24 protein-coding genes and 1 pseudogene are annotated in these 24,888 nt (G+C 66.5%); 19 read left to right on the top strand and 6 right to left on the bottom strand.

The genetic code is table 11. The annotated features are described in order from the left end of the window. The first annotated feature begins 126 nt into the window (after nucleotides 1–126). The 3 genes from VWN43_RS12730 to VWN43_RS12720 are packed head-to-tail and all read left to right on the top strand — an operon-like array spanning nucleotide 127 to nucleotide 5,189. On the top strand, nucleotides 127–2,493 hold the full coding sequence (locus VWN43_RS12730) for a putative bifunctional diguanylate cyclase/phosphodiesterase (RefSeq protein WP_253521797.1): 2,367 nt from the start codon (nucleotides 127–129) through the stop codon (nucleotides 2,491–2,493). A gap of 40 nt (nucleotides 2,494–2,533) precedes the next feature. Then, nucleotides 2,534–3,883, top strand: a complete 1,350-nt coding sequence (gene gltX, locus VWN43_RS12725) for a glutamate--tRNA ligase (protein WP_320181517.1) — start codon at nucleotides 2,534–2,536, stop codon at nucleotides 3,881–3,883. A gap of 13 nt (nucleotides 3,884–3,896) precedes the next feature. Continuing rightward, a complete protein-coding gene (locus VWN43_RS12720) occupies nucleotides 3,897–5,189 on the top strand; it encodes an NADH:flavin oxidoreductase/NADH oxidase family protein (protein ID WP_320181518.1) in 1,293 nt (430 codons plus the stop codon). Here the strand turns inward: VWN43_RS12720 and pyk are convergent. Beyond that, a complete protein-coding gene (pyk, locus tag VWN43_RS12715) occupies nucleotides 5,186–6,652 on the bottom strand; it encodes a pyruvate kinase (RefSeq protein ID WP_253521805.1) in 1,467 nt (488 codons plus the stop codon). The two genes, VWN43_RS12720 and pyk, sit on opposite strands and share 4 nt — an antisense overlap. Before the next feature lie 49 nt (nucleotides 6,653–6,701). Between pyk and VWN43_RS12710 the strand changes: the two genes are divergently transcribed. The 4 genes from VWN43_RS12710 (at nucleotide 6,702) to VWN43_RS12695 (ending at nucleotide 8,220) form a co-directional block, all read left to right on the top strand. Next, nucleotides 6,702–7,016 carry a DUF1244 domain-containing protein gene (locus VWN43_RS12710; protein WP_320182170.1) on the top strand — a complete coding sequence of 105 codons (315 nt, stop codon included), beginning with the start codon at nucleotides 6,702–6,704 and terminating at the stop codon, nucleotides 7,014–7,016. An 81-nt stretch (nucleotides 7,017–7,097) separates the two neighbouring features. Then, nucleotides 7,098–7,334 carry a DUF2312 domain-containing protein gene (locus VWN43_RS12705; RefSeq protein WP_050601763.1) on the top strand — a complete coding sequence of 79 codons (237 nt, stop codon included), beginning with the start codon at nucleotides 7,098–7,100 and terminating at the stop codon, nucleotides 7,332–7,334. A 29-nt stretch (nucleotides 7,335–7,363) separates the two neighbouring features. Beyond that, nucleotides 7,364–7,846 (top strand): GNAT family N-acetyltransferase, encoded by a 483-nt coding sequence (locus VWN43_RS12700; RefSeq protein WP_320181519.1) that lies wholly within the window; start codon nucleotides 7,364–7,366, stop codon nucleotides 7,844–7,846. Between the two features lie 26 nt (nucleotides 7,847–7,872). Then, a complete protein-coding gene (locus VWN43_RS12695; protein ID WP_320181520.1) occupies nucleotides 7,873–8,220 on the top strand; it encodes a heavy metal-binding domain-containing protein in 348 nt (115 codons plus the stop codon). A 1-nt stretch (nucleotide 8,221) separates the two neighbouring features. Here the strand turns inward: VWN43_RS12695 and VWN43_RS12690 are convergent, their stop codons facing one another. Next, nucleotides 8,222–8,917 (bottom strand): CPBP family glutamic-type intramembrane protease, encoded by a 696-nt coding sequence (locus VWN43_RS12690; RefSeq protein WP_320181521.1) that lies wholly within the window; start codon nucleotides 8,915–8,917, stop codon nucleotides 8,222–8,224. A 92-nt stretch (nucleotides 8,918–9,009) separates the two neighbouring features. Here VWN43_RS12690 and VWN43_RS12685 point away from each other — a divergent pair, with 92 nt between their 5' ends. The 5 genes and pseudogenes from VWN43_RS12685 to VWN43_RS12665 all read left to right on the top strand — a co-directional run bounded on the left by VWN43_RS12685 (nucleotide 9,010) and on the right by VWN43_RS12665 (nucleotide 14,215). Further along, nucleotides 9,010–9,756, top strand: coding sequence for a YebC/PmpR family DNA-binding transcriptional regulator (locus VWN43_RS12685; protein WP_320181522.1), 747 nt, complete (start codon nucleotides 9,010–9,012; stop codon nucleotides 9,754–9,756). A gap of 52 nt (nucleotides 9,757–9,808) precedes the next feature. Then, the gene (gene ruvC, locus VWN43_RS12680) at nucleotides 9,809–10,276 is read left to right on the top strand and encodes a crossover junction endodeoxyribonuclease RuvC (RefSeq protein WP_320181523.1); all 468 of its coding nucleotides are present in this window, start codon (nucleotides 9,809–9,811) and stop codon (nucleotides 10,274–10,276) included. Between the two features lie 147 nt (nucleotides 10,277–10,423). Further along, nucleotides 10,424–12,750 (top strand): annotated as a pseudogene (locus VWN43_RS12675) (TonB-dependent receptor). Nucleotides 12,751–12,845: 95 nt separating this feature from the next. Then, nucleotides 12,846–13,196: an ArsC family reductase gene (locus VWN43_RS12670; protein WP_320181525.1), complete on the top strand. Its 351-nt coding sequence runs from the start codon at nucleotides 12,846–12,848 to the stop codon at nucleotides 13,194–13,196. Further along, a complete protein-coding gene (locus VWN43_RS12665; RefSeq protein WP_320181526.1) occupies nucleotides 13,175–14,215 on the top strand; it encodes a glycerophosphodiester phosphodiesterase family protein in 1,041 nt (346 codons plus the stop codon). Before VWN43_RS12670 ends, VWN43_RS12665 begins: the two co-directional genes overlap by 22 nt. Here the strand turns inward: VWN43_RS12665 and ubiG are convergent. Further along, on the bottom strand, nucleotides 14,196–14,966 hold the full coding sequence (gene ubiG / locus VWN43_RS12660; protein WP_320181527.1) for a bifunctional 2-polyprenyl-6-hydroxyphenol methylase/3-demethylubiquinol 3-O-methyltransferase UbiG: 771 nt from the start codon (nucleotides 14,964–14,966) through the stop codon (nucleotides 14,196–14,198). The two genes, VWN43_RS12665 and ubiG, sit on opposite strands and share 20 nt — an antisense overlap. A 53-nt stretch (nucleotides 14,967–15,019) precedes the next feature. On the opposite strand from ubiG, the gene VWN43_RS12655 reads away from it, so the two are divergent. Continuing rightward, entirely contained in the window at nucleotides 15,020–16,300 is a 1,281-nt protein-coding gene (locus VWN43_RS12655; protein WP_050601771.1) for an aspartate kinase, read from the top strand. Next, nucleotides 16,297–17,457 (top strand): formate-dependent phosphoribosylglycinamide formyltransferase, encoded by a 1,161-nt coding sequence (gene purT, locus VWN43_RS12650; RefSeq protein ID WP_320181528.1) that lies wholly within the window; start codon nucleotides 16,297–16,299, stop codon nucleotides 17,455–17,457. The genes VWN43_RS12655 and purT overlap by 4 nt, the downstream gene beginning before the upstream one ends. A 4-nt stretch (nucleotides 17,458–17,461) precedes the next feature. On the opposite strand, the gene VWN43_RS12645 is transcribed toward purT, so the two are convergent. Next, on the bottom strand, nucleotides 17,462–17,998 hold the full coding sequence (locus VWN43_RS12645) for a DUF2306 domain-containing protein (RefSeq protein WP_320181529.1): 537 nt from the start codon (nucleotides 17,996–17,998) through the stop codon (nucleotides 17,462–17,464). 157 nt (nucleotides 17,999–18,155) lie between these two features. Between VWN43_RS12645 and VWN43_RS12640 the strand changes: the two genes are divergently transcribed. From VWN43_RS12640 to purU, 4 genes are all read left to right on the top strand, one after another. Then, a complete protein-coding gene (locus VWN43_RS12640) occupies nucleotides 18,156–18,956 on the top strand; it encodes a LytTR family DNA-binding domain-containing protein (RefSeq protein ID WP_320181530.1) in 801 nt (266 codons plus the stop codon). A 41-nt stretch (nucleotides 18,957–18,997) separates the two neighbouring features. Continuing rightward, a complete protein-coding gene (locus tag VWN43_RS12635) occupies nucleotides 18,998–20,014 on the top strand; it encodes an NAD(P)H-dependent flavin oxidoreductase (protein WP_320181531.1) in 1,017 nt (338 codons plus the stop codon). A gap of 1 nt (nucleotide 20,015) precedes the next feature. Then, nucleotides 20,016–20,342: a hypothetical protein gene (locus VWN43_RS12630; RefSeq protein WP_253521836.1), complete on the top strand. Its 327-nt coding sequence runs from the start codon at nucleotides 20,016–20,018 to the stop codon at nucleotides 20,340–20,342. 72 nt (nucleotides 20,343–20,414) lie between these two features. After that, a complete protein-coding gene (gene purU, locus VWN43_RS12625) occupies nucleotides 20,415–21,269 on the top strand; it encodes a formyltetrahydrofolate deformylase (protein WP_320181532.1) in 855 nt (284 codons plus the stop codon). Here purU and VWN43_RS12620 read toward each other — a convergent pair. Together VWN43_RS12620 and VWN43_RS12615 are read right to left on the bottom strand one after the other, a co-directional pair. After that, nucleotides 21,259–21,708 (bottom strand): protein tyrosine phosphatase family protein, encoded by a 450-nt coding sequence (locus tag VWN43_RS12620; RefSeq protein ID WP_320181533.1) that lies wholly within the window; start codon nucleotides 21,706–21,708, stop codon nucleotides 21,259–21,261. The two genes, purU and VWN43_RS12620, sit on opposite strands and share 11 nt — an antisense overlap. Before the next feature lie 2 nt (nucleotides 21,709–21,710). After that, nucleotides 21,711–23,885 carry a PQQ-dependent dehydrogenase, methanol/ethanol family gene (locus VWN43_RS12615; RefSeq protein ID WP_320181534.1) on the bottom strand — a complete coding sequence of 725 codons (2,175 nt, stop codon included), beginning with the start codon at nucleotides 23,883–23,885 and terminating at the stop codon, nucleotides 21,711–21,713. Between the two features lie 122 nt (nucleotides 23,886–24,007). On the opposite strand from VWN43_RS12615, the gene VWN43_RS12610 reads away from it, so the two are divergent. Beyond that, a complete protein-coding gene (locus VWN43_RS12610; RefSeq protein ID WP_320181535.1) occupies nucleotides 24,008–24,877 on the top strand; it encodes a dienelactone hydrolase family protein in 870 nt (289 codons plus the stop codon). Nucleotides 24,878–24,888 lie beyond the last annotated feature (11 nt).

Genomic DNA, 24,888 nt, shown 5'->3' with positions numbered 1-24,888 from the left:
GCGGGTAGCCTTTGCGCCGCGTTAATTAGTTCTGCTTCGCATGTTACTTGACCTTGAGTTGCGGGGGTTGCACGATGTGTCCCGAGTGGCCGCATCGGGGGTGTTGGCAACGACCGAGGGGAATTCGTGGCCACAGAAGTGCCCGATACCGAACTGCGTGCCGAGCCCGGTCCTGCCGGGGCGGATGCGGTGGGCCGTCTGCTCCTGACACGCCGACTGGACGATTTCATGGCCGGGGCGCGTCTGGCGCTGCTCCCCACGATCGGATCGCTTGCCGCGCTGCTGTTCACCTTTATCGGGCAGGTGCCCTTTGCAATTCTGCTCGCCTGGACCGCGATGCAGATCGCGCTGCTGGTGACCTATGTCCTGCTCGAGCGGCAGCTCGATTCTGAAGAGGCCCCGCTGGAGGAACTGGAGCGCCACTGGCGCCGGCTGATCGCGCTGCAATGGGTCGGCTCGTCGATCTGGGCGGCCATCTTTCCCTTTCTCGCCACGGTCGCGACCGGGTTCGACGCGGCAGTGCTGGCAGCCATTGCGATCGCGATCCTGTGCGGGGTCCTGCTGGTCCATCGCACTGCGCCACAGGCGGCGATATTCCATATTATCGTGATGACGGTGTCGATCACCGCGGCGACCTGGATCCAGACCGACGGTGCCGGCTGGCCCGCGCTGATGCTGCTGGCGCTGTTCGTCATCGCGCTCCTTGGTTCGACGCGCGAGCAGGAAAAACAGATCATCAGCGGGGCCGAGGCGGAGATCAGCCGCCGCGAAGCCGCGGGCACCGTCCGCATGCTGTTGTATGATTACGAGGAGCATTCGTCCGACTGGCTCTGGACCGTGGATGCCGCCGGGAACCTGCGCGATGTCCCCGCGCGGTTCGCCGCGGCAGCAGGCAAGGCCGAGGATGCGCTCGAAGCCACGCCGCTGATCGCCATGTTCTCTCCGGGGGACGACCGCGACCGGCTCGCGCGCCATCTGATGGAGCGCAGCCGGTTTCGCGATCTCGTGCTCAAGCTTCGGGTCGATGGCGCGGTGCGGTACTGGAAGCTGTCGGCGCGCCCGCGCAGCGATGGCCGGATGAGCGGGGTCGCGCGCGACGTTACCAACGACCGGCTGATCGAGGACCGGGTCGCCTTCATGGCGCATTACGACAACCTCACCGGCCTCGCCAATCGCTACCTTTTCAACGAACGGCTGCGTGCCGCGCTGGCGCAGCAGGACCGTGTGCGCAACATCGTGCTGTTCTATCTCGATCTCGACGATTTCAAGGCGGTCAACGACACCCGCGGCCATCTGGTCGGGGACCGCCTGCTGCGCGAAGTCGGGACCCGGCTCGAACAGGAGGTGCGCGGACAGGATCTCGTCGCGCGGCTGGGCGGGGACGAATTCGCCGTGCTGCTCGAAACGCGCGCGGGCGCGGGCATGCTGATCGAGCGCGCGCATCGCTTCCTCTCGGTCATCCGCGACCCCTTCGAACTCGACGGGCAGGTCTATCGCATTTCGGGCAGCATCGGCATTGCCAAGGGCGCCGATGGCGACCGCGATGCGGAAGAACTGATGCGGCGCGCGGATATCGCGCTTTTCGCTGCCAAGGCCAAGGGCCGCGACACGCTGGCGCTTTACGACGAGGAACTCGACCGGGTGGCGCGCGAGCGGCGCGATATCGAGACCGATCTGCGCGAAGTGCTCGCCCGCGATCAGCTCCATCTCCATTACCAGCCGGTGATCGATCTCGATTCGGGCGAGGTCGCGGGCTACGAAGCGCTGCTGCGCTGGTACCATCCCAAGCGCGGAATCGTGACACCGGACGACTTCCTCGAGGTGGCCGAGGAAACCGGGATGATCGTGCCCATCGGCGAATGGGTCATCCGGCAGGCGCTGGCCGAAACCGGGCAGTGGGAAGGCAATTTCCGCATCGCGATCAACCTGTCGCCCACGCAGGTGCGCAGTCCGCATCTGGCCGATGTGGTCGCGCAGGCGATCCATGCCCACGGGATCGCGCCCCACCGGGTCGAATTCGAGATTACCGAACATGTGCTGATGCAGAACAGCGACTTGTGCGAAGGCAATCTGGCAAAGCTGCGCGAGCTTGGCACCAAGGTCGCGCTCGACGATTTCGGGATCGGCTATTCCTCGCTCAGCTATCTGCGCCGCTTCCCCTTCGACCGGATCAAGATCGACAAGGATTTCGTCGAGGGGATCGAAGCCTCGGCCGACAATCAGGCGATCGTCTCCAGCATCACGCGGCTGGCCGATGCGCTGGGTATGGCGGCGACCGCCGAAGGCGTCGAAACGCGCGCGCAGCTCGACCTCTTGCGCAAGCTCGGCTGCCAGGAAGCGCAGGGCTATCTGATCTGCCAGCCGGTCCCGGGCGAGAATTTCGCCACCCCCGCGGCGGTCCAGGCGGCGATGCAGGGCGACGCCAGCGGCATCCTCGATTACCGCAAGGCGCGCGAGGCGGCGCTCAGGCGGCGCTCGTCGCGGGCCAGCTGACCTCTCGCCAAGCGCGCGCCCCTCGGCTATCGGCGCGCGCATGACCCATGTCACCCGCTTCGCCCCGTCGCCCACCGGGCGGCTCCATGTCGGCAACATTCGCACTGCGCTGCACAACTGGATGCTCGCCAAGCAAAGCGGCGGGCGTTTCCTGCTGCGCATCGACGATACCGATGCCGAGCGCAGCCGCGAGGACTATGTCGAGGCGATCCGCGCCGATCTCGAATGGCTGGGTCTCGAGCCCGATGGCGAGGCCCGCCAGTCGCAGCGGCTCGCGCTGTACGAACGCGCCTTTGCGGCGCTGCGCGAGGCGGGCCGGGTCTATCCCTGCTACGAGACGCAGCAGGAGCTCGAGCTCAAGCGCAAGATCCGCCTCGGGCGCGGGCTGCCGCCGATCTACGATCGCGGAGCGCTGGAATTGGGCGAAGCCGAGCGTGCCTCCAAGGAAGCCGAGGGCATCGCCCCGCACTGGCGGTTCCAGCTCGACCACACCGCGCCGATCACCTGGGACGATGGCGTGCGCGGCCCGCAGAAATTCGACCCCGCGCAATTGTCCGACCCGGTCATCCGCCGCGCCGACGGCAGCTGGCTCTACATGCTGCCGAGCGCGGTCGACGATCTCGACATGGGTATAACGCAGGTGCTGCGCGGCGAGGATCATGTCAGCAATACCGCAGTGCAGATCCAGATGTTCACTGCGTTGATCGCGGAGCAGGATGGTGCGGGGCAGATGCCGGGGTTCGCGCATGAGGCGCTGCTGGTCGGCGCGGAGGGCAAGCTTTCGAAGCGGCTCGGCTCGCTCGGCTGCGATGCGTTTCGCGAGCGCGGGTTCGAACCGCAGGCGATCGTTGCGCTGCTGGCGCGGCTGGGGACCTCGCTGCCGGTCGAACCGATTGCGGACCGCGCGGTGCTGCTCGAAAGCTTCGATCTCGCCACCTTCGGCCGGGCTCCCGCCCGGTTCGACGATGCCGAGCTCGAACGGATCAACGCCGCGCTGGTCCACCAGATGGACTATGCCGCGGTTGCCGAGCGCCTGCCCGAGGGGATGGATGAAGCCGGCTGGCATGCGATCCGGCCCAATCTTTCACGGGTATCCGAGGCGGATGAATGGTGGCGTCTGGTGACCGGACCGATTGATACGCGCGCATTCTCGGATGAAGACCGCGCCTATTTGGCCGAGGCCGTGCGGAGCCTTGCATGGGGAGACGATCCCTGGCGTGCGCTCACCGCCACGCTGAAAGAGACCACCGGCCGCAAGGGCAAGCCGCTCTTCCTCCCCTTGCGACAGGCCTTGACGGGAATGGACCATGGGCCCGACATGGGCGAATTGCTGCCGCTGATCGGTGAGACGCGCGCACGCGAGCGGCTGGAGCAAGCCGCGCAGGGGTAGGGGAAACGCGATCATGGCCGTGACTTTGGCAAGCGAACTGACATTGCCGTGCGGCGCGGTGCTGCCCAACCGGCTGGCCAAGGCGGCGATGACCGAAGGGCTGGCCACCCCCGACGGGCGGCCCACGCCCGAACTCGAGCGGCTCTACGGTCTGTGGGCCGATGGGGCGGCGGGCATGCTGCTGTCGGGCAACATCATCGTCGATGCGGACCATCTCGAACGGCCCGGCAATGTGGTGATCGACCGCGCACCTGATGCCGACATGCAGGCGCGGCTGGCGCGCTGGGCACAGGCGGCGACGCGGCAGGGCAATCATTTCTGGGCGCAGATCAGCCATGGCGGACGCCAGACGCAGAAGCTGGTAAACGCGCATCCCAAATCCTCTTCCGATGTCGCGGTGGCGCTTCCCGGGGGGCAGTTCGGCAAGCCGGCACCGCTTACCAAGGGGGAAATCGCCGATCTGGTCGAGCGCTGGGCCCTAGCCGCGCGCGTTTGCAAGGATGCGGGCTTCACCGGCGTGCAGGTGCATGGCGCGCATGGCTATCTCGTTTCGCAATTCCTCTCGCCCAGGGTGAACCGGCGGACCGACGAATATGGCGGCAGCCTGGAGAACCGCGCGCGGTTCCTGCTCGAGATCGTCGCCGCGGTGCGCGCGGCAGTGGGGCCGGGCTTCCCCGTCTCGGTCAAGCTCAACAGCGCCGACTTCCAGAAGGGCGGGTTCGATTTCACCGACAGCCTGCAGGTGGTCCAGTGGCTCGAGGCCGCTTCGGTCGACCTGATCGAAATCTCGGGCGGCACTTACGAACAGCCCAAGCTGCTGGGTGTGGCCGGGCAGGAGGCCGAAGAGGCGCCGCAAGTCGCGCCCTCGACCGCCGCGCGCGAAGCCTATTTCGTCGATTTTGCCAAGGCTATGCAGGCCGAGGTTTCGGTCCCGCTAATGGTCACCGGGGGTTTCCGCACCCGCGCGGCGATGGAACAGGCGCTGGCCAGCGGGGCGGCGGATGTGATCGGGCTGGGCCGCCCGCTCTGCGTTGATACCGATGCACCCGCGCAGCTGCTGAAAGGCGCCGACGAGCTGGCGCGCTACGAAGACAGCCTAGAGCTGCTGCCCGGCTGGCTCGGCTTCCTCAAGCGGTTCGGCGCGGTGAAGGCGATCAGCGGCTTCGCGGGGATCTACTGGTTCTACCAGCAGCTCTGGCTGCTCGGGCATGAAGGGCGCACCGACCGCGCGTTTCCCGTGTTCAAGGCCTTCCGGCTGGTCGATGCGCGTAGCAAGCGCATCATGAAGGAACGCCGCGCGCGCTAGTCGTCGTGCTTGTCGAGCTCGTCGCCGCTGATGGTGACGACGTGGAGCAGATTGGTCGATCCCGGCGTGCCGAAGGGAACCCCGGCAAGCGCGATCAATTTGCTGCCCGCCTCGGCAAAGCCATGACGCAGCGCCATGCGCTTGCCCTTGGCGATCATCTCTTCGAAGCTGCCGATATCCTTGGTCGCCACCGCATGCGCGCCCCATAGCAGGCCCAGCCGGCGGGCGGTCCGCATGCTCGGGGTGAGCACCAGCATCGGCACGCTGGGGCGCTCACGCGCCACGCGCCGCGCGGTCGAGCCGGACCCGGTGAAGACCGTGATCGCGCTGACCGGGACGGTATCGGCCACGGTCATGCAGGCATGCGCCAGCGCATCGGCAGTGGTCGAATCGGGCGGCGTGTCGAGCAGGCGCACGCGTTCGATATAGGCCTCGTCGCGTTCCACCTGGCGCGCGATCTTGTGCATGATCGTGACCGCTTCCTCGGGCCAGTCGCCTGCGGCTGTCTCGGCCGAGAGCATCACGCAATCGGCGCCGTCATAGACCGCATTGGCGACGTCGGAGACCTCGGCGCGCGTCGGGGCGGGGCTTTCGATCATGCTTTCGAGCATTTGCGTCGCCACGATCACCGGCTTGCCCTTGAGGCGCGTCTCGTTGACGATCCGCTTCTGCAGCGGCGGGACTTCCTGCGGCTCCAACTCGACCCCCAGGTCGCCGCGCGCGACCATGATCCCGTCCGAAGCCTCGATGATTTCGGCCAGGCGGCTCACCGCATTGGGCTTCTCGATCTTGGCGCAGAGCGAGGCATGCCCGCCCATCAGCCGGCGTGCTTCGGCCAGATCCTCGGGGCGCTGGACGAAGCTGAGACCGATCCAGTCGACCCCCTTCGCCACGGCAAAGGCCAAATCCTTGCGGTCCTTGTCGGTCAGTGCGGGGATCGGCACTTCGGCATCGGGAACATTGACGCCCTTGCGGTCGGAGATCACCCCACCGACTTCGGCCGAACAATGGATTTTCTCTTCATCCGCGCTGATCACCCTGAGGCGGATTTTGCCGTCGTTGATCAGCAGCCGCTGCCCCTTCTCGAGCAGGCCGAACAGTTCGGGATGCGGCAGTTCGACGCGGGTCTCGTCGCCGGGTTCGGGATTGCGGTCGAGCGTGAAATGGCCCGAATGGCGGATCACCGCCTGCCCGTCCTTGAACTTGCCGACGCGCAGCTTGGGACCCTGCAGGTCGGCGAGGATCGCGATCGGGCGGCGGAACTGTTTCTCCAGCGCGCGGATCGTCTCGATCGTCTGCGCATGGTCGGCATGTTCGCCATGGCTCATATTGACGCGGAAGGCGTCGACCCCGGCCTTGAACAGGCGGGCGAGCATTTCGGGCGACCGGCTTGCCGGACCGACGGTGGCGAGGATCTTGACCTTGCGGCCGCGCGGATCGAGCTTGGGGGCGGGGTTGGCCATGACCATCGCCTATGGCAGCGGTGTGCGACAAAGCAAGGACCATACGATCATGATAACGAATGCACGCGATCCGCTTGACGATTTGCCCGATGCCGTAGCGGCGGCAGCATTCCGCCGGCTGGTGCGCCATTTGCGCCATCGCCACGATGCGCAGAACATCGAGCTGATGGGGCTGGCGGGGTTCTGCCGCAATTGCCTCGCCGACTGGATCCGCGAGGCGGGGTTCGAAGGCGACAAGCTGGCCGCGCGCGAGCTGATCCACGGCATGCCGCAGGACGAGTGGAAGGCCACCCGCCAGACGCCCGCGACCGAGGAGCAATTGGCGCGGATGGAAGCGAGCGTCGCGAAAAATCGCGTGGAGTAACGAGTCGCTGCCTTCACCCGCGCAGGCTGGCTGGCTATCGAGCCGTCAACCGATTCTCATTTTACCGGAGTACACCCGACCATGGCCGAAGCCACCGACGACCGCCTGCGCCTGCTGATCGAGCGCATCGAACGCCTCGAGGAAGAGAAGAAGGGCATCGCCGACGACATTCGCGACGTGTACGCCGAATCCAAGGCGGTCGGCTACGACACCAAGATCATGCGCCAGATCATCCGCCTGCGGAAGATGAAGCCCGACGAGCGCAGCGAACAGGAAACCATCCTCGACACCTACAAGGCCGCGCTCGGCATGGGTTGATTGGGGAGGCTGAGACCGTTTCCAGTATCTTGATCCGTGCGGCCGAACCCGCTCGCGATGGCGCCGGATGTGCAGCCATCTACCGGCCATTCGTCACCGATACCTGGGTCAGCTTCGAACAAGAGCCACCTGACACCAATGAAATGGCCCGGCGTATTGGCGAATGTTCCGCCTCCCATGCTTGGCTGGTAGCCGAAATCGGCGACGCACTCGCCGGGTATGCCTATGCCGGGCCGCATCGGCTTAGGGCGGCGTACGCCTCGTCTTGCGACGTGGCGGTCTATGTCGCCCCGACCCACCAAGGTCGCGGCGTAGGAAAAGCGCTGTACGGCGAGCTGCTACCGTCGCTTGCCGGGCGTTACCATGCGGCGTTCGCCGGAATCGCCTTGCCCAATGACGCGAGTATTGGCTTGCATGAGGCGCTCGGCTTTACGAAGATCGGCGTTTATCGCGAGGTCGGCTGGAAACTGGGCGACTGGCGTGATGTAGCTTGGTGGCAGCGGAGGCTGTAGCACCGGTAAAGCGGAGGAAGATAGCAATGCCCAGCCCCTGGAAAGACGCCCGCGGGATCACCGTGACGACCACGCCCACGATCGAAGGGCGGCCGATCCAGGACTATCTCGGCATCGTCACCGGCGAGGTGATCGTGGGCGCCAATCTGTTCCGCGACCTGTTCGCCAATATCCGCGACATCGTCGGCGGGCGTTCGGGCAGTTACGAGCGCATCCTGCGCGATGCGCGCGAACAGGCGATCCAGGAATTGCAGGCCGAATGCGGCGCGCTCGGCGGCAATGCGGTGGTCGGGGTCGATCTCGATTACGAGGTCATCGGCGATACCGGCTCGATGCTGATGGTCAGCGCCAGCGGTACTGCGGTAAAGATCTGAGCTAGCCCGCGCTGCCCGCCAGCAGCACCAGCGAGATGAACGCGCCATTGTGGAGCAGGTGGAGCAGCACGCTGGCCCACAGGCCATAATGGACACGCAGATAGCCGAGCATGGTCCCGGTCGCAAATTGCGGCAGGACCAGCGGCAGCGCCATGGCCATGTCCTCGGCGGGGAAATTGAACAGGTGGACGCTCGCAAACGCCAGCGTGCTCAGCCAGAACAATACCGGGAAGAAGCGCGCGAACCAGCCCATCGCCGCCCGCCTGCGCAGCGCGAAGAGGATCGCCAGCGCGGCCAGCAGTCCGGCTCCCCCGACGAGCGCAGCGTAGATCGTCCCGCTACCGCTCAGCATGATCGCGGCTAATCCGGCACCCAGCAGGACGATCAACGCCAGCACGTGACCCGGCCGGCCCGATAGCCAGCCGCGAAACGCGATCTCTTCCACCAGCGGGGCGAAGACCACCACCGCGAACACCACCGCTGGACCGATATCGATCCCCGCCAGCGCGGTTTCGGGCACGGTGATGCCGGTGGACATGACCAGCCCGGCAATTCCCAGCAACACGCCCATTACTGCCAGATCGAGCAGGAACAGCCGCCATACCGCACCAAGGCTTGCCAGCCGCGGCATGGGCGCGCGTGCGGGCAGGGTGGGCCGCTTCAGGAAAGCGGCAAATTGCGTCCATTCGCCGCGCATCGAATTCGCGGGCGCAAGGCTTGTCGTTGCGGCGTGCATGAGGCTAAGGCGACCCTCTGATTCCAACCATTTCAGCTACGCAAAGCGAAACCATGGCCGGCCATTCCAAATTCAAGAACATCATGCATCGCAAGGGCGCGCAGGACAAGAAGCGCAGCGCGATGTTTTCCAAGCTCAGCCGCGAAATCACCGTGGCGGCGAAAATGGGCATGCCCGACCCCGACATGAACCCGCGCCTGCGGCTGGCGGTCAATGCCGCCAAGGCGCAGTCGATGCCCAAGGACAATATCCAGCGCGCGATCGACAAGGCCAGCGCGCAGGATGGCGAAAGCTACGAGGAAGTGCGCTACGAAGGCTACGGCCCGGGCGGCAGCGCGATCATCGTCGAAGCGCTGACCGACAATCGCAACCGCACCGCCACCAGCATTCGCACTGCCTTTTCGAAGAACGGCGGCAATCTCGGCACCGAGGGCAGCGTTGCGCATGGCTTCGACCGGCTCGGCTTCATTTTCTACCCGGCCGACGCGGGCGGCGAGGAAAAGGTCCTCGAAGCGGCGATGGAAGCGGGCGCGGAAGATATCGCCTCGAGCGATGACGGGCACGAAATCTGGACTGCCGCCGAAGACCTGCACCAGGTCGCGGCCGATCTCGAGAAGGCGCTGGGCGAGGCCGAGACGGTCAAGCTGGCGTGGAAGCCCAATCTCACCGTCGACATGGACGAGAAGAACGCGAGCACGCTGCTCAAGCTGATCGACGCGCTGGATGACGATGACGACGTCCAGACCGTGTGGGGCAATTACGACATCTCCGACGAGGTGATGGACAAGCTCGAGGGATGAGCTTTCGCGGGGTGCGCCTCCGGCCCCGGCGGACACCCTGCGGCACTCGCCGATGACGCTTATCCTCGGCCTCGATCCCTCGCTCAGCTGTACCGGTTGGGGCGTGATCCGCGCCGAGGGATCGCGCATTGCACATGTTGCCAACGGGCAGGTGCCGACCGACCCCAAGGCGCCGATGGCGCAGCGGCTTGCGGGCCTGCAGGCGGCGCTGGCCGATGTCATCGCCGCGCACCGGCCCGACCGCGCGGCAGCCGAAGAAGTCTTCGTCAACAAGAACCCGCAATCGACGCTCAAGCTGGCGCAGGCGCGCGGCTGCGTGCTGGCCGCCTGCGGGGCCGCCGGGCTGATGGTGAACGAACACGCCGCGCGGCTGGTCAAGAAGGCCGTCGTCGGCACGGGCGGGGCGGACAAACAGCAGGTGCAGGCCATGGTCAAGGTCCTGCTGCCGGGCGTGCGGATTGCCGGGGCCGACGCCGCCGATGCGCTGGCCGTGGCGATCGCCGACGCGCATCTGTCCTAGGCTGCGGATTTCGCGCGCCGCAGGCGCGGTCGCCCGATGTCCAAAAGCTGTCCCAATTCCTTCTTATAATTGAAAGACTTTCGCCGCCGGTGTGTCACAAGGCGGGGCTAGGCGCGTTGCGATCCAATCCAACGACAGGGGCCTTCCATGACATTCCCAGCTTTTCGCAGCGCCTTGCTTGCTTCCATCGCTCTCGTTCCCGCTCCGCTGATGGCGCAGGAGGTGCCGGCCGCGGACCAGCCCGCCAGCAGCACCACGATCATTGTCACTTCGCAGAAGATCGAACAGCGCGCGCAGGATGTGCCGATCACCATTTCGGCGGTGACCGGGGACCGGATCGAGGAACTCGGCGTGTCGGATCTGGACGAGCTGTCGAACTATGTTCCGGGGCTCAACATCCAGGAGCAGAGCGCCAACAATCCCGGCATCGTGATCCGCGGGATCACCTCGGATTCGGGTTCCTCGCAGCAGGGGCCGCGCGTCACACTCTATTACAACGGCGTCGACATCTCGCGTTCGCGCGGGTCGTACCAGGCGATCTACGATCTCGAGCGGGTCGAGGTGATCAAGGGCCCGCAGGCGACGTTGTTCGGCACTGCCTCGGCGGTCGGCGCGATCAGCCTCGTATCGGCGCGGCCGCGCGAAGGCTTCTCGGGCGAGATCACCGGCGGCTACGGCAATTTCGACCAGACGCTGCTCGGCGGCTATCTCAATGCCGGCAACGATGTGATCGCCGGACGGCTGGCGTTCGAATGGCGTACGCGCGACGGTTATGTCGAGAACCTCGCCGCCAGCCAGGAGGAAGAACTCTATGCGCAGGACCAACTCGGCCTGCGCGGCTCGCTGCGCTTCACCCCGACATCCGACCTCACGATCGACCTGATCGGGACCTACGACCAGCAGCGCAACGGCGGCACGCCCTTCATCTCGGGCACTTTCCCCGCTTTCGCCGGTGCGCCCGGCGGGCGCGACAATGCCTTCGAAGACGCCAATCTGGGCGGCTCGCCCTTTTTGGGCGCGGCGCTGGGCGACGACCAGCTCGGCCTCAACCGCGAGGTCTATGATGTGAACCTCACCGCCGAGTGGGAATTTGCCGACAGCTGGACCTTCACCACGGTCAATGGCTACCGCAAGTTCGACAGCGCCGAAGTGTTCGATGCCGACGGTTCGGCCGCGCCCTTCCTCGAATTCGCCGAGATCGCCGAGGGCGAGCAGTTCAGCCATGAAGGCCGGTTCAGCTATTCGGGCATGGATCTGCGCGGTTCCTTCGGCTGGAACGTCTTTACCGAGGACGGGTTGCAGAACGTCCCCTTCTCGACCGAGGAAGGCACCTTCCTCCAGTGCCTGACCAGCCTGTTCGGCGCGCCGCTGATCCCGGGTATCCCCTGCGTCGCGCCCGACGGCAGCGTACCGGCCAGCGCGGTCACCGGCCTCGCGACCGGCGGCGCCGCCACTGCCATCCCCTACCGCTCGATGTTCGAGAACCAGGGGCAGAACGACACTTACTCGGTCTTCGCCGATGCCACCTGGCTGGCCACCGACGCGCTCGAACTGACCGCCGGTCTGCGGTATCTGCGCGAAAACCGTCAGTCGGGCTATCGCACCGATGTTCCCAATTCGGTGCTGTCGGGCGCACCGTTGATCCCCGGGCAGGTCGATACCGGGGGGAGACCTTCATCGGCGAAGCCGACTTCGATGCGTGGCTCCCGCGCTTCAACGTGCTCTACCGGATCTCACCCGAAGTGAACGTCTTCGCCACCGTCTCCAAGGGCCGCCGCTCGCCGGTGGTGCAGCAGTCCACCACGCTGCAGCTTGTTGCCCGGGAAACGGTGTGGAACTACGAAGGCGGTATCAAGCTTGCCACCGGCAGGGTCTCGGGCTCGCTGGGCGTCTATTACCAGGTCTATGACAATTTCCAGGTGTCGGTCGAGGAGCTGGACCCCGACGGTAACCCGACCGGCGGTTTCATCACCCAGAGCGCCGGTGCGGCGTCCAATCTGGGTGTCGAGGCCGAAATCGCGGTCGAGGCGACCGACTGGCTCAGCTTCTTCGGCAATGTCGGCTATATCGACGGCGGGATCGACGAGGATAACAGCTTTGCCCCCGAATTTTCGGGCGCGCGTTTCCGCTTACAGCCCGAATGGCAGGCCGCGGCCGGCTTCACTGTCGACTACCCGCTCGGCGGCGGGGCGCGGCTGTTCGCCACCCCCAGCATTACGCATCGCAGCCGGATATATTTCGAAGTGCCCAACAGCGAAGTGACCTCGCAAGGCCCGGTCACGCTGGTGAATGCGCGCGCGGGGGTGAGCTTCGCCGACGACCGCTACGAGATCGCCGGATTCATCCGCAACGCTTTCGACGAAGACTATCTGCTCGATGCGGGCAATACCGGCGGGGCCTTCGGCATTCCGACCTTCATCCCGGCGGAACCGCGCTTCTTCGGCGTCCAGCTGACCGCGCGCTTCGGCGACTGATCTGACAGCGCCGCCGGGGTTCGCGCCCCGGCGGCCTGTTCAAGCGCTGCGCAAGCCGTTAGCGAAGCGCGTTCCAACCAGAAGCGGACAGATCAGTGACTGAGACTATCCTTTACGGCATTCCCAATTGCGACACGGTCAAGAAGGCGCGCAAATGGCTCGACGCGCAGGGCGTCGATTTCGCGTTTCACGATTACAAGAAGCAGGGCGCCGATCCGGCCAGGCTGGCCGCATGGATCGAAACGGCGGGGGTCGATACCGTACTCAACCGCCGCGGGACCACCTGGCGCAAGCTGCCCGAGGCCGACAAGGCCGATGTCGATGCGGCGAAGGCCGTCCAATTGCTGCAAGACAATCCGTCCATGATCAAACGCCCGATCGTCGAAGACGGCGGGGCCCTGCTGGTCGGTTTCAAGGAAGACGAATGGTCCGCGCACTTTTCCTGATCCTCGCGGCACTCGGTGCCGTCCCCGCGGCCGCGGCCGCTGCGGCTGAGGGCGACTTTCTCGTCATCGCGCATCGCGGCGCCAGCGGCGAACGGCCCGAGCATACGCTGGCGGCCTATGAGCGCGCGATCGACCAGGGCGCGGACTATATCGAGCCCGACCTTGTCGCGACGAAGGACATGCGGCTGGTCGCGCGGCACGAGACCGAGATCGGCGAGACGACCGATGTCGGCGTGCGCGAGGAATTTGCCGATCGCAAGCGGTCGAAGACGATCGAGGGGCGGCTGGTGACCGGCTGGTTCGCCGAGGATTTCACGCTGGCCGAATTGCGCAGCCTGCGCGTGAAGGAACGACTGCCCGGATTGCGCCCGGCCAATGCGCGGTTCGACGGGCTCTACCAGATCCCGACCTTCGAAGAGATCGTGACGCTGGTGCGGGCGAAGGAGGCCGAAACGGGCCGCGCGATCGGCATCTATCCCGAGCTCAAGCACCCCACCTGGCTGCTGCAGGAAGAAGGGATCGACACGGTCGACCTGCTCGCCACCGCGCTGCGCAAGGCCGATCTCGACGACGCCGATGATCGCGTGTTCGTGCAGGTCTTCGAGATCGGCCCGCTGCAGCGGCTGGACGCGCTGGTCGAGAGCCCGCTGGTGCTGCTGATCGCGGTCGAGGGCGGCCCCTATGACGAACCCGCGATCACCTGGGACGAATTGCTGACGCCCAGCGGTCTCGCCGATGTGGCGCGATATGCCGATGGTATCGGCCCCTATCTGGGCCATGTCCTTGCTGCGGATGGAAGTCCGACTGCGCTGATCGGCGATGCGCATGCCGCGGGGCTGGCGGTCCATCCGTGGACCCTGCGAAAGGAGAACGCCTTCCTGCCGCCCGCTTTGAAGAAAGGCAGCGATGCCGCCGCGCAGGGCGATCTCGCCGCGCTGGTGGGAATGGTCGTGGCGGCAGGCGCCAACGGTGTCTTCACCGACGATCCCGCGCTGGTGGTCAGCGCGCTCGGGCGGTGACGATATAGTTCAGCGACAGATCGCCGGACAGATGCAGCCCCCTGGCGGGTGAGAAGCCGATCCCGCGCGGCGTCCCCATGTCGAGGCCCGCATCGCCGAGCAATTCGTCCAGTTCCTCGGGCGTGATGAAATCGTCCCAGTGATGCGTGCCCTTGGGGATCAGTCCGATCCCTTCCGCCGCGCCGATCATCAGTAGCCGCGATTGCGGCGTGCGGTTGGGCGTCGACAGCACCATCAGCCCTCCCGGCGCCAGCCGGCCGGCCAGCGCTGCCACGAAGGCGCTCTTGTCGGCAACATGTTCGATCACTTCCATTGCAGTGACGAGGTCGAACGTGCCGAGATCGAGCGAACCGACCTCGCCCGCAATATAGCGGATATCGAGCCCCGCGCCTTCGGCATGCACCGCCGCTGCTGCGGTGTTTTCGGGCGCGGCATCGACGCCGGTGACATCCGCCCCCAGCCGCGCCAGCGGTTCGCACAGCAAGCCGGCACCGCAGCCGACGTCGAGCGCGCTCTTGCCCGCGAGCGGCTGGCGCGCCTCGATATCCCCTGCCCAGTGCAGGTCGATCGCCTCGCGCAGGAATTGCAGCCGCACGGGGTTGAGCCGGTGGAGCATGGCCGAGGAGCCCTTGGGGTCCCACCAGTCCTTGGCCAGCCTTCCGAAATGCGCGGCTTCCTCGGCGCGGATCGTTGCGCCCGAAATTGTGCCGGCCGAAGTATTGCTACGCGGCTGTGTGGTTGCATCGCTCATGCCCTCTGGCTAGCAGCCTAGCTCGACGCATTCCAGCACGGAGACCTCTACGCTTGGCCCGTATCGTGATGAAATTTGGCGGCACCTCGATGGCCGGGACCGAACGCATCCGGCGCGTGGCCAATATCGTGCGCAAGCAGCAGGCGCGCGGGCACGAGGTCGCGGTGGTGGTTTCGGCCATGGCGGGCGAGACCGACCGGCTGGTCAATTTCTGCCGCGAAGCCAATGCGCTCTACGACCCGGCGGAATACGACGTGGTGGTGGCCAGCGGCGAACAGGTCACCAGCGGACTGCTGGCGCTGACGCTGCAGTCGCTCGGTTGCCAGGCGCGTAGCTGGCTTGGCTGGCAGATGCCGATCAACACGATCGAGGCGCATGCCAAGGCGCGGATCGACAGCATCGATGCGGACGCGCTGATTGCCAGCATGGAGCGCGGCGAGATCGCCGTGATCCCCGGCTTCCAGGGCCTGTCGGGCGAGGGCCGGCTGACCACGCTGGGCCGCGGCGGGTCGGATACGTCCGCAGTGGCGGTGGCTGCAGCCATTGGCGCGGATCGCTGCGACATCTATACCGATGTCGACGGTGTCTATACCACCGACCCGCGGATCGTCGCCAAGGCGCGCAAGCAGACCGCGGTGACCTATGAGGAAATGCTCGAACTCGCCAGCGTCGGGGCCAAGGTGCTCCAGACACGCTCGGTCGGGCTGGCGATGAAGGAGGGCGTGCGCGTGCAGGTCCTCTCCAGCTTCGTCGGCGACGACGCGGTTCCCGCAGACGAATACCCCGGCACGATGATCGTGTCGGAGGAAGAAATGAACGCACTGGTGGAGAAGGGCGATATGGAACGCCAGCACGTGACCGGCATCGCGCATGACAAGAACGAGGCCAAGGTGATCCTCACCCGCGTGCCCGACAAACCCGGCGCGGTGGCCCACATCTTCGAACCGCTCGCCGCGGCGAGCATCAATGTCGACATGATCATCCAGAACGTCGGCCGCGACAAGGGCGAGACCGACGTGACCTTCACCGTGCCGCAGGCCGACCTTGCACGCGCGCAGGCGCTGCTCGAGGACAAGCGCGACGACATCGGCTACAATCGCCTGATCACCGACAGCAAGGTCGCCAAGATCAGCGTCGTCGGTGTCGGCATGAAGAGCCACGCGGGCGTCGCCAGCACGATGTTCAAGGCGCTGGCCGACCGCGCGATCAACATCCAGGCGATCACCACCAGCGAGATCAAGGTCAGCGTGCTGATCGACGAGGACGAGACCGAACTCGCGGTCCGCGTGCTCCACACCGCCTATGGGCTGGACGCTGCCGACGAGGCGGCATGAGCCACACTGCCCGGATCCTCCTGCTCGGCTCGGGCGAACTGGGGCGCGAGTTCGCGATATCGGCCAAGCGGCTTGGCGCCTATGTCATCGCCTGCGACAGCTATGACGATGCGCCCGCCATGCAGCTGGCCGATGCACGCGAAGTGTTCTCCATGCTCGATGGCGACAAGCTGCGCGAGGCGGCCGAGAAGCACCGGCCCGATTACATCGTCCCCGAGATCGAGGCGATCCGCACTTCGGTACTGGCCGAACTGGAGGAGGAAGGCTTCACCGTCGTGCCCTCTGCGCGCGCCGCGCAGCTGACCATGAACCGCGACGCGATCCGCGACCTTGCGGCCAATGATCTGGGCCTCGTCACCTCCCGATATCGCTATGCCAAGAATTTCGAGGAAGTGCAGGCGGCCGCGCAGCACACCGGTTTGCCCTGCGTGATCAAGCCGGTCATGTCGTCATCGGGCAAGGGCCAGTCGACCGTGCGCGACGCGGCCGAGCTCGAAGCGGCCTGGGCCTATGCCTGCGCCAACATGCGCGGCGACCGCCAACGCGTGATCGTCGAGCAATTCGTCGATTTCGATTACGAGATCACGCTGCTGACCGTGCGCCACAAGGACGGCATCAGCTTCTGCCCGGCGATCGGCCACCGGCAGGAACGCGGCGATTACCAGGAAAGCTGGCAGCCGACGCCGATGACCGACGCGGCGATCGCCAGGGCGCAGGACATGGCGCGCACCGTGGTCGACGATCTGGGCGGCTACGGCCTGTTCGGGGTCGAGTTCTTCGTGAAGGGCGAGGAGGTGATCTTTTCCGAGCTGTCCCCGCGCCCGCACGACACCGGCATGGTCACGCTGGTCAGCCAGAACCTCACCGAATTCGACCTCCATGCGCGCGCGGTGATGGGGCTGCCGGTTCCGCCCGTGCCGCGCGCGCGCCCCGCCGCCAGCGCGGTGATCCTCGCCGAACGCGACAGCGCGGCGCTGGCTTATGACGGGCTGGCCGAGGCGATGGTCGACGGCGCCGATATCCGCATCTTCGCCAAGCCCACCAGCCGTCCCTACCGCCGCATGGGCGTGGCGCTGGCCACCGCGGGCGACACCGACGAGGCCCGCCGCATCGCGCGCGAGGCGGCGCATAAGGTGCGCATCGACTACGGCGACTAGCCGCTCAGCCGAACAGCATGACGTTCATCAACCGGCCCGGCAGCAGGAATGCGGCAAGGCCGGGAAAGACCAGCCCGGTGAGATAGGTGAACACCAGCTGCCGCTTGTGGCCGGTAATATTGCCGCGCCGCGCGGTCGCGACCGAACGCCAGGCGGAAAAGATCGTCAGCGGCACGAAGATATGGATCGGGCTGTAGCTGCCGCCGGTCTTGATGAAGATCGCCGAGAACGCGGTGAGCAGCATCAGGAGCAGCCAGATCTTGCCCAGCTGCTTGTGCCGCGCATCGCCCTTGCGCGTCAGCAGGACATAGGCGCCCAGCGGGATCGCGGGGATCACCGCCACCACGTGGATCGCGATCGCCACATTGCGCAGGCGCGGCAGTTCGGGCGTCAGTCCGCCCAGCGCGCGCCCGATTGCGACCACGCACAGCACTGTCATGACGGTGCCGACGATCGTCACCAGCGCGCGGCTGACCGGGCCGATATCGAAAGCGGAAGGCGTGCGGGCGGTGAAGGGGGCGGGAAGCGCGAATGCGAACATCGGTAGGTCTCCAGTGCGGGTCGTTGGCCCTGTGGTGGCACCGCGCCACTTGCGGGCAATGGGACATGCGCGGATGGGGCGCCCGCTTCGCAAAAGGGTCGCAAATCGGGTGCTTGGCCACTTTACGAAGCGCGAACGGGCACTAGTCTGCACAGCCATGAACCAGCCCCAGACTGCTTCCGCGCGAATCGCCCGCAAGCTCGTGATCGACCTCTCGGTGATGACCGTGATCGGGCTGGTGCTGGCGATGATCGGTCCGTTCGGGACCGCCACCGCGCCGCTCGCGCTGCGGCTGGTGAGCTGGGTCGCCCTCGCTTGGGTCGGCTACGCCTTCTACCGTCCGCTGGCGCCGCTGGTCGCGTGGCTGCATGTGCGGCTCCAGCTGCCCAAGGCGGGGCTGTGGATCGGCTTGACCATGCTCGCCACCATTCCGCTGACTGCGGCAATCTGGGCCATCGAATTCCTGCCCGGGCCGATCCCCGCACCCACGCTCGAAGACGCGCTGCTTGCGTATCTCAACGTGCTGGTGATCGGAGCCAGCGTCATCGTGGTGTTCTACCTGCTCGAACGCGGCAAGGGAGATACGCCCGCGCAACCCGGCGCAACCTCGCCTGTTGTCGCGCAGCCCGCCCGGCAAGACGATCCGCGGCCCGCGTTCCTGCAGCGCCTGCCGGCCGAACTGGGGTCCGACCTGATCGCGCTTGAGATGGAGGACCACTACGTCCGCGCGCATACCATGCTCGGCTCGGACCTCGTGCTGCTGCGCCTGCGCGATGCGCTGGGCGAACTCGACGGGATCGACGGCGCGCAGGTCCATCGCAGCTGGTGGGTGGCGCGCGATGCGGTGGAGGGTGTCGAGCGCGACGGGCGCAGCGTCCGGTTGGTGCTGCCACGCGGGATCGTGGCCCCGGTCGCGCGCAGCCGCATGGCCGAACTGACCAAGGCCGGCTGGTTCTAAGCATCTTGCCGTTGCCCCGCGCGCGCCGTAAGCGCCCCGCCATGAGCACCTATCCCAAGACCGCCCGCCTGATGCAGCGCGGCGCAGATTTCCTCGGCAGCGAAACCGCGATCCTGTGCGGCGCGATGAGCTGGGTTTCCGAGCGCACGCTCGTCTCCGCGATTTCCAATGCGGGCGGCTTCGGCGTGATTGCCTGCGGGGCGATGACGCCCGACCTGCTCGACGCCGAAATCGCCGCAACCCGCGCGCTGACCGACAAGCCCTTCGGCGTGAACCTGATCACCATGCATCCCGACCTGTTCGACCTTATCGCCGTGTGCGAGAAGCACGCGGTGGGCCATGTCGTGCTGGCGGGCGGCATCCCGCCCAAGGGCAGTGTCGAGGCGATCAAGGGCGGCAAGAACCCCGCCAAGGTCATCTGCTTTGCGCCCACGCTGGCGCTGGCCAAGAAGCTGCTGCGCTCGGGCGCCGATGCGCTGGTGATCGAAGGGATGGAAGCGGGCGGCCATATCGGCCCCGTATCGACCAGCGTACTGGCGCAGGAAATGCTGCCCGAACTGGCCGAAGACCATCTGATCTTCGTTGCCGGTGGGATCGGGCGCGGGCAGGCGATCGCGGGCTATCTCGAAATGGGTGCGGCGGGCGTCCAGCTCGGCACGCGTTTCGCCTGCGCGCAGGAAAGCATCGCCCATCCCGATTTCAAGAAGGCCTTCTTCCGCGCCAGCGCCCGCGACGCGGTGGCCAGCGTCCAGGTCGATCCGCGCCTGCCGGTGATCCCGGTCCGCGCGCTAAAAAACAAGGGAAGTGAACTATTTACCCGGAAACAGATCGAGGTTGCCGGCGTTCTGGACCGCGAGGAGATCGCGATGAACGAAGCGCAATTGCAGATCGAGCATTACTGGGCGGGCGCATTGCGCCGCGCGGTCATCGATGGCGATGTCGAGAACGGCAGCCTGATGGCCGGGCAATCGGTCGGCATGCTCAAGGAAGAAGAACCGGTCGCCGCGATCATCGACAAGCTGATGGCCCAAAGCGAAGCAGCGCTCGCGCGTCGCTGATATGCCCCCTCGCCCGCTCGACCTCGATGTCGCCATCTATCGCGATCGCGTGCAGGTCACCAATCGCGCCACCGCAACCTTTGCCGACCAGCGCGCCAATCACGAATTTTCGAACGCGGCCTCGGTAGTCGCCGAGCCGCGTTATCTGGAAGACACGATCGTCCGCGCGATCCGCCAGCTCGCGCATGAGGACAGGGCCTTCATGCTGTGCGATCCGATCGCACATGTGGTCGGCTGCGAGACCGCGCTCGACGAATCCGAACGTTACATCGTGGAAAGCGCCTTGCACCAGTCGGGCATGAAGACGGTGGTCTTCGAGATCGACTGACCAAGCCTGTATTGCGCAAGCCCAAGCCTGTTTGCGCTTGCACGGTTGGGCGCGGGGCGCACATGAGGGCGCATGCCCGACCCATTCGTCCTGACCCTGTCCTGCGCCGATCGTCCCGGGATCACCGCGCGCGTCACCTCCTTCCTGTTCGAGCGCGGCGGCAATATCCTCGAAGCGCAGCAGTTCAACGACCGGATGAGCGACGCCTTCTTCATGCGCGTCGAATTCGATCCGGGCGCGATCTCGCGCGATGCCTTCCGCGCCGAGTTCGCCCCTCTGGCGAGCGAGTTGGCAATGGAGTGGAAGCTGTCGCTGCGCGACCGCCCGCGGCGCGTGCTGATCATGGTCAGCAAGTTCGACCATTGCCTGGCCGACCTGCTCTATCGCTGGCGGATCGGCGAATTGCCGATGAAGCCGGTGGCGATCGTATCGAACCATCCGCGCGAGGCGATCGAGCATACCGATCTGGGCGACCTCCCGTTCCACCATCTGCCGATCACCCGCGACACCAAGCCAGCACAGGAAGCGCAGGTGCGCGCGATTGCCGAGCAGAGCGGGGCCGAACTCATCGTGCTGGCGCGCTATATGCAGATCCTGTCGGACGAACAGGCGGCGCATTTCGCCGGGCGCTGCATCAATATCCACCACAGCTTCCTGCCCGGCTTCAAGGGTGCCAAGCCCTATCACCAGGCCTATGAGCGCGGGGTCAAGATGATCGGCGCCAGCGCGCATTACGTCACCGGCGATCTCGATGAAGGCCCGATCATCCACCAGGACGCCGAAAGCATCGGCCATGCCGACACCCCCGATGCGCTGGTGCGCAAGGGCCGCGACATCGAAAGCCGGGTGCTCGCCGAAGCGGTGCGTCTCCACCTGGAAGAGCGCGTCCTGCTCAACGGCCAGCGAACCGTGGTGTTCAGGGGCTGAGCAGCGCCTTCCACGGTGCTGCTCGCGGATCATCGCTGGTAAGCGGATCCCAGATCGCAGCCATCCGCGCGCGGGCTTCGGGCTCGGCCATGCCGGCGGCGATATCGAGCAGGTAGAAGAAGGCGCTCACGCGCCAGTTCATAATGCAATGGACGTGGACCGGACCCTCGGCCTCGGCCAGCGCGCGGTCCAGCCGGGCGACATGGTCGCGGGTAGGGGCGTCGAAGGGCACGGGGATATGCGTGTAGCCTATCCCCTCCGCCGCCAGCGCGGCCGCTTCATCCGCCAGCGCTTCGGGATGGTCGTCCAGCGCCAGATTGATGACATGGCGCACGCCGATGGCCGCCAGCCTCGCGGGATCGCCCGGCTCGAGCTTGCCCGACGTGGTGATCCCGTCTGGTCGCCTGCGCCAGTTCCGGATGTCGGCCGGGTCGGCCACGCTCAGCGCCGCGTGATGCGCGTCTTGGCGCGTTCCGCCTCCATCGCCTTGTCCTCGTTGGCGCGCTTGATGACATATTGGCGCACCGCCTCGACCTCGTCCTCGCTCAGCGAGGGGGCGAAGCTGGCCATGCCGTTGTCGCTCAGTGCGCCGCCATGGACGATCTGCAGCCATGCGGTGCGGTTTTCGAGCGCGCCCGAGCGGCGCAGGTCGGGCAGTTCGGTCGATCCGACCGCACCCGGGGCGTGGCACACCGCGCAATAGCGCGCGTATTTCGTGCGTCCCAGTTCGATCACCTCCGCGCTCGCCTTGGAAAGCGGCGGGTCGAGCGGCGCGAGCGCGAAATCGGGTTCTTCGGGCAGGGCAGCGGTCCCGCCCAGCTTGAATACCAGCAACCGGCTGATGTTGCGCACCGGGTGCAGGTTGTCGATCAGCGCGCCGTCGGCGGACAGGGCGAAGGCGCCGCCCCATCCGGCCAGCACCGCGACATATTGCTCGCCATCGACGGTATAGGTGATCGGCGGAGCGACCACGCCGGTCTGCGCGGCGAAGCTCCACAGCCGCTCGCCAGTGGCCGAGTTGTAGGCGGCAAACTCGCTGCCCGAATTGCCCTGGAAGACCAGCCCGCCGCCGGTCGCCAGCAACCCGCCGTTCCACGGGCCGGGGTGTTCGACGCTCCAGCGCGCTTCCTGCGCCACCGGGTCCCACGCCACCAGCTTGCCCTTGATCGTGCCCTGCACCTCGCGGCGGATGCCCAGATCGGGCGGCAAATCGCCTGCGCCGAGGTCGAAGCCGATGTTGAAGCCGCGCGCGCGGTCGGGTTTCCAGTTCGCTTCGGGGGCATAGAGCATCGCGGCTTCGAAGGCGGGGATATAGACGAGGTTCTCGCCCGGGTGGTACGCCATCGGGTGCCAGTTGTGCCCGCCCAGCGGCCCGGGCATCACCAGCGCGGGCTGGCCGGTGATGTCGATCCGCGTTTCGGGGTTCATCTGCGGCCGGCCATCCTCGCTCATCCCGGTCGACCAATTGAGCGGAATATAGGGCTCCGCCGAAATGAACTCACCCGTCGCGCGGTCGAGCACGTAGAAATAGCCGTTCTTGGGCGCCTGCATCAGCACCTGCCGGCTGCGCCCGTCGATTTCCATATCGGCCAGCACGATGTGCTGCGTGGCGGTGTAGTCCCAGGTTTCGCCCGGCGTGGTCTGGTAGTGCCAGACATATTCGCCCGTATCGGGCCGGATCGCGACGATGCTCGACAGGTAGAGATTGTCGCCTTCGCCGCGCCCGTCTGCTCCGGGGCTGCGATAGGCGCGGTTCCACGGGCTGCCATTGCCGACCCCGAAATAGAGCAGGTCGAGCTCGGGATCGTAGGCCATCGAATCCCACACCGTGCCGCCGCCGCCGATGCCGTTTTCGCCTGCCAGCGCATCGCCGCTCCAGGTCTCGGCCGCGGTCTTGAGATAGTCGGGCGCGTCCTCGGCCTCGTCGCCGGGCACGGTGTAGAAGCGCCACAGCTCCTCCCCGTCGGCCGCGTCATAGGCCGCGATATAGCCGCGCACGCCGAACTCGGCGCCGCCATTTCCGATCAGCACCTTGCCATCGACCACGCGCGGCGCGCCGGTGATGGTGTAGCTCTTGTCCTGGTCGACCGTGACCTTCTCCCACGCCACCGCGCCGGTGTCGCGGTCGAGCGCGACCAGCCGCCCGTCGAGCGTGCCGAAGAAGAGCTTGTCTCCCCAAGCCGCCAGCCCGCGATTGACCACGTCGCAGCACGCTTTGACCCCGGTTTCGCCGGGCACTTGCGGATCGTAGCTCCACAGCGGTTCGCCGGTCGCGGCGTCATAGGCGAAGACCTTGCTCCACGCGGTGGTGACATAGAGCTTGCCGTCCATCACCAGCGGGGTGGCTTCCTGCCCGCGCGCGGTGTCCATGTCGGAGAACCAGGCGAGCCCGAGGTCGCCCACGCTGTTGCGGTCGATCTGGGCCAACGGCGAGAAGCGCTGTTCGGCATAGCTGCCACCATGCGTGATCCAGTTGGCCGGGTCCTTGCCTGCATTGACCAGCCGGACGGTGTCGATCCCGCCTTCGGGCGCGTCCGCGGCACCCATCTTGCAGCCAGCCAGCGTCCCGCAAAACCCCAGCGCGGCCACTGCCGCCCAACCGATCCCTCGCATCATCCTCTCCCCGGCGACATTTGCGTCGCTCTATGAAACCTATCCTGCCGACGATGCGCGGGCTTGTCCATAAGGCTGCACCCTGCGAGGATCGGCGCGAACGGGACTGCGAGGAGAGACGAGCGATGTGCGATGAACAGGATCTGGCGCGCTGGGCGCGCGGTACAGTATCGCGCCGGGCCTTCGGCGGCGGCGCGCTGGCGGCGGGCGTGGCGGCTTGCGCGCCGGTCGATGCCAGCGTCGATCGTCCGGCGGAGGCAGGCAGGCTGACCGAGCGCATGGTCAGCTTTGCCGCACCCGGCGGGACGATGGACGGGTTCTTCGTCCATCCCGCAGACAGGGCGAGCCCGCTCGTGCTGTTCTGGCCCGATATTGCCGGGCTGCGCGAGGCGAAGCGGCAGATGGCGCGGCGGCTGGCGGGCGCGGGCTATGCCGTGTTCGTCGCCAATCCCTATTACCGCGATGTGGCAGGCGAGCAGTTCGCCGACTTCGCCGATTTCGCGGGCAATGGCGGCTGGGACAAGGCGCGCCAGTGGCGCGCAAAGCTCGATGCGGACGCGATCCAGGCCGATGCGCGCGCCGCCACCGCATGGCTCGATACGCAGCAAGCCGTCGATACCGCGCGTGGTATCGGCACGCAGGGCTATTGCATGGGCGGTCCGTTCACCGTGTGGAGCACGGCGGCGGTTTCGCGAATGAAAGCGGCGGGCAGTTTCCATGGCGGCGGCCTGGTGCGCGAGGGCGCGGACAGCCCGCACCGCATGCTGCGCGAGGACGCCCATTATCTGATCGCGATCGCGCAGAACGACGATGCCAAGGAGCCCGAGGCCAAGACCGAATTCCGCGCGGCCGCCGATGCGGTGGGCGCGGCTGCGGAGGTCGAGGTCTATCCCGCCGACCACGGCTGGTGCGTGCCCGATTCGCCCTCCTACGACGAAGCCGAGGCCGAGCGGGCCTGGGCGCGCTTGCTGGCAACCTACGCCGCGGCGCTCTGACCGCTTTCGCT

It is taken from the genome of Qipengyuania sp. HL-TH1 (assembly GCF_036365825.1).
GTDB lineage: Bacteria > Pseudomonadota > Alphaproteobacteria > Sphingomonadales > Sphingomonadaceae > Qipengyuania > Qipengyuania profunda.
Note: the sequence above shows the minus strand (reverse complement) of the source record. Positions and strands in the feature narration are given on the sequence as shown.

Bases quoted from the DNA above. Each gene is read 5' to 3' on its own strand.
- ruvC (WP_320181523.1), top strand. From the start codon at position 9,809: ATGACGCTTATCCTCGGCCTCGATCCCTCGCTCAGCTGTACCGGTTGG.
- VWN43_RS12645 (WP_320181529.1), bottom strand. From the start codon at position 17,998: ATGTTCGCATTCGCGCTTCCCGCCCCCTTCACCGCCCGCACGCCTTCC.
- VWN43_RS12665 (WP_320181526.1), top strand. From the start codon at position 13,175: ATGGTCCGCGCACTTTTCCTGATCCTCGCGGCACTCGGTGCCGTCCCC.
- VWN43_RS12710 (WP_320182170.1), top strand. From the start codon at position 6,702: ATGATAACGAATGCACGCGATCCGCTTGACGATTTGCCCGATGCCGTA.
- VWN43_RS12635 (WP_320181531.1), top strand. From the start codon at position 18,998: ATGAGCACCTATCCCAAGACCGCCCGCCTGATGCAGCGCGGCGCAGAT.
- VWN43_RS12705 (WP_050601763.1), top strand. From the start codon at position 7,098: ATGGCCGAAGCCACCGACGACCGCCTGCGCCTGCTGATCGAGCGCATC.
- VWN43_RS12610 (WP_320181535.1), top strand. From the start codon at position 24,008: ATGTGCGATGAACAGGATCTGGCGCGCTGGGCGCGCGGTACAGTATCG.
- VWN43_RS12615 (WP_320181534.1), bottom strand. From the start codon at position 23,885: ATGATGCGAGGGATCGGTTGGGCGGCAGTGGCCGCGCTGGGGTTTTGC.
- VWN43_RS12640 (WP_320181530.1), top strand. From the start codon at position 18,156: ATGAACCAGCCCCAGACTGCTTCCGCGCGAATCGCCCGCAAGCTCGTG.
- VWN43_RS12630 (WP_253521836.1), top strand. From the start codon at position 20,016: ATGCCCCCTCGCCCGCTCGACCTCGATGTCGCCATCTATCGCGATCGC.
- VWN43_RS12685 (WP_320181522.1), top strand. From the start codon at position 9,010: ATGGCCGGCCATTCCAAATTCAAGAACATCATGCATCGCAAGGGCGCG.
- VWN43_RS12690 (WP_320181521.1), bottom strand. From the start codon at position 8,917: ATGCGCGGCGAATGGACGCAATTTGCCGCTTTCCTGAAGCGGCCCACC.
- purU (WP_320181532.1), top strand. From the start codon at position 20,415: ATGCCCGACCCATTCGTCCTGACCCTGTCCTGCGCCGATCGTCCCGGG.
- VWN43_RS12720 (WP_320181518.1), top strand. From the start codon at position 3,897: ATGGCCGTGACTTTGGCAAGCGAACTGACATTGCCGTGCGGCGCGGTG.
- ubiG (WP_320181527.1), bottom strand. From the start codon at position 14,966: ATGAGCGATGCAACCACACAGCCGCGTAGCAATACTTCGGCCGGCACA.
- VWN43_RS12695 (WP_320181520.1), top strand. From the start codon at position 7,873: ATGCCCAGCCCCTGGAAAGACGCCCGCGGGATCACCGTGACGACCACG.
- pyk (WP_253521805.1), bottom strand. From the start codon at position 6,652: ATGGCCAACCCCGCCCCCAAGCTCGATCCGCGCGGCCGCAAGGTCAAG.
- purT (WP_320181528.1), top strand. From the start codon at position 16,297: ATGAGCCACACTGCCCGGATCCTCCTGCTCGGCTCGGGCGAACTGGGG.
- gltX (WP_320181517.1), top strand. From the start codon at position 2,534: ATGACCCATGTCACCCGCTTCGCCCCGTCGCCCACCGGGCGGCTCCAT.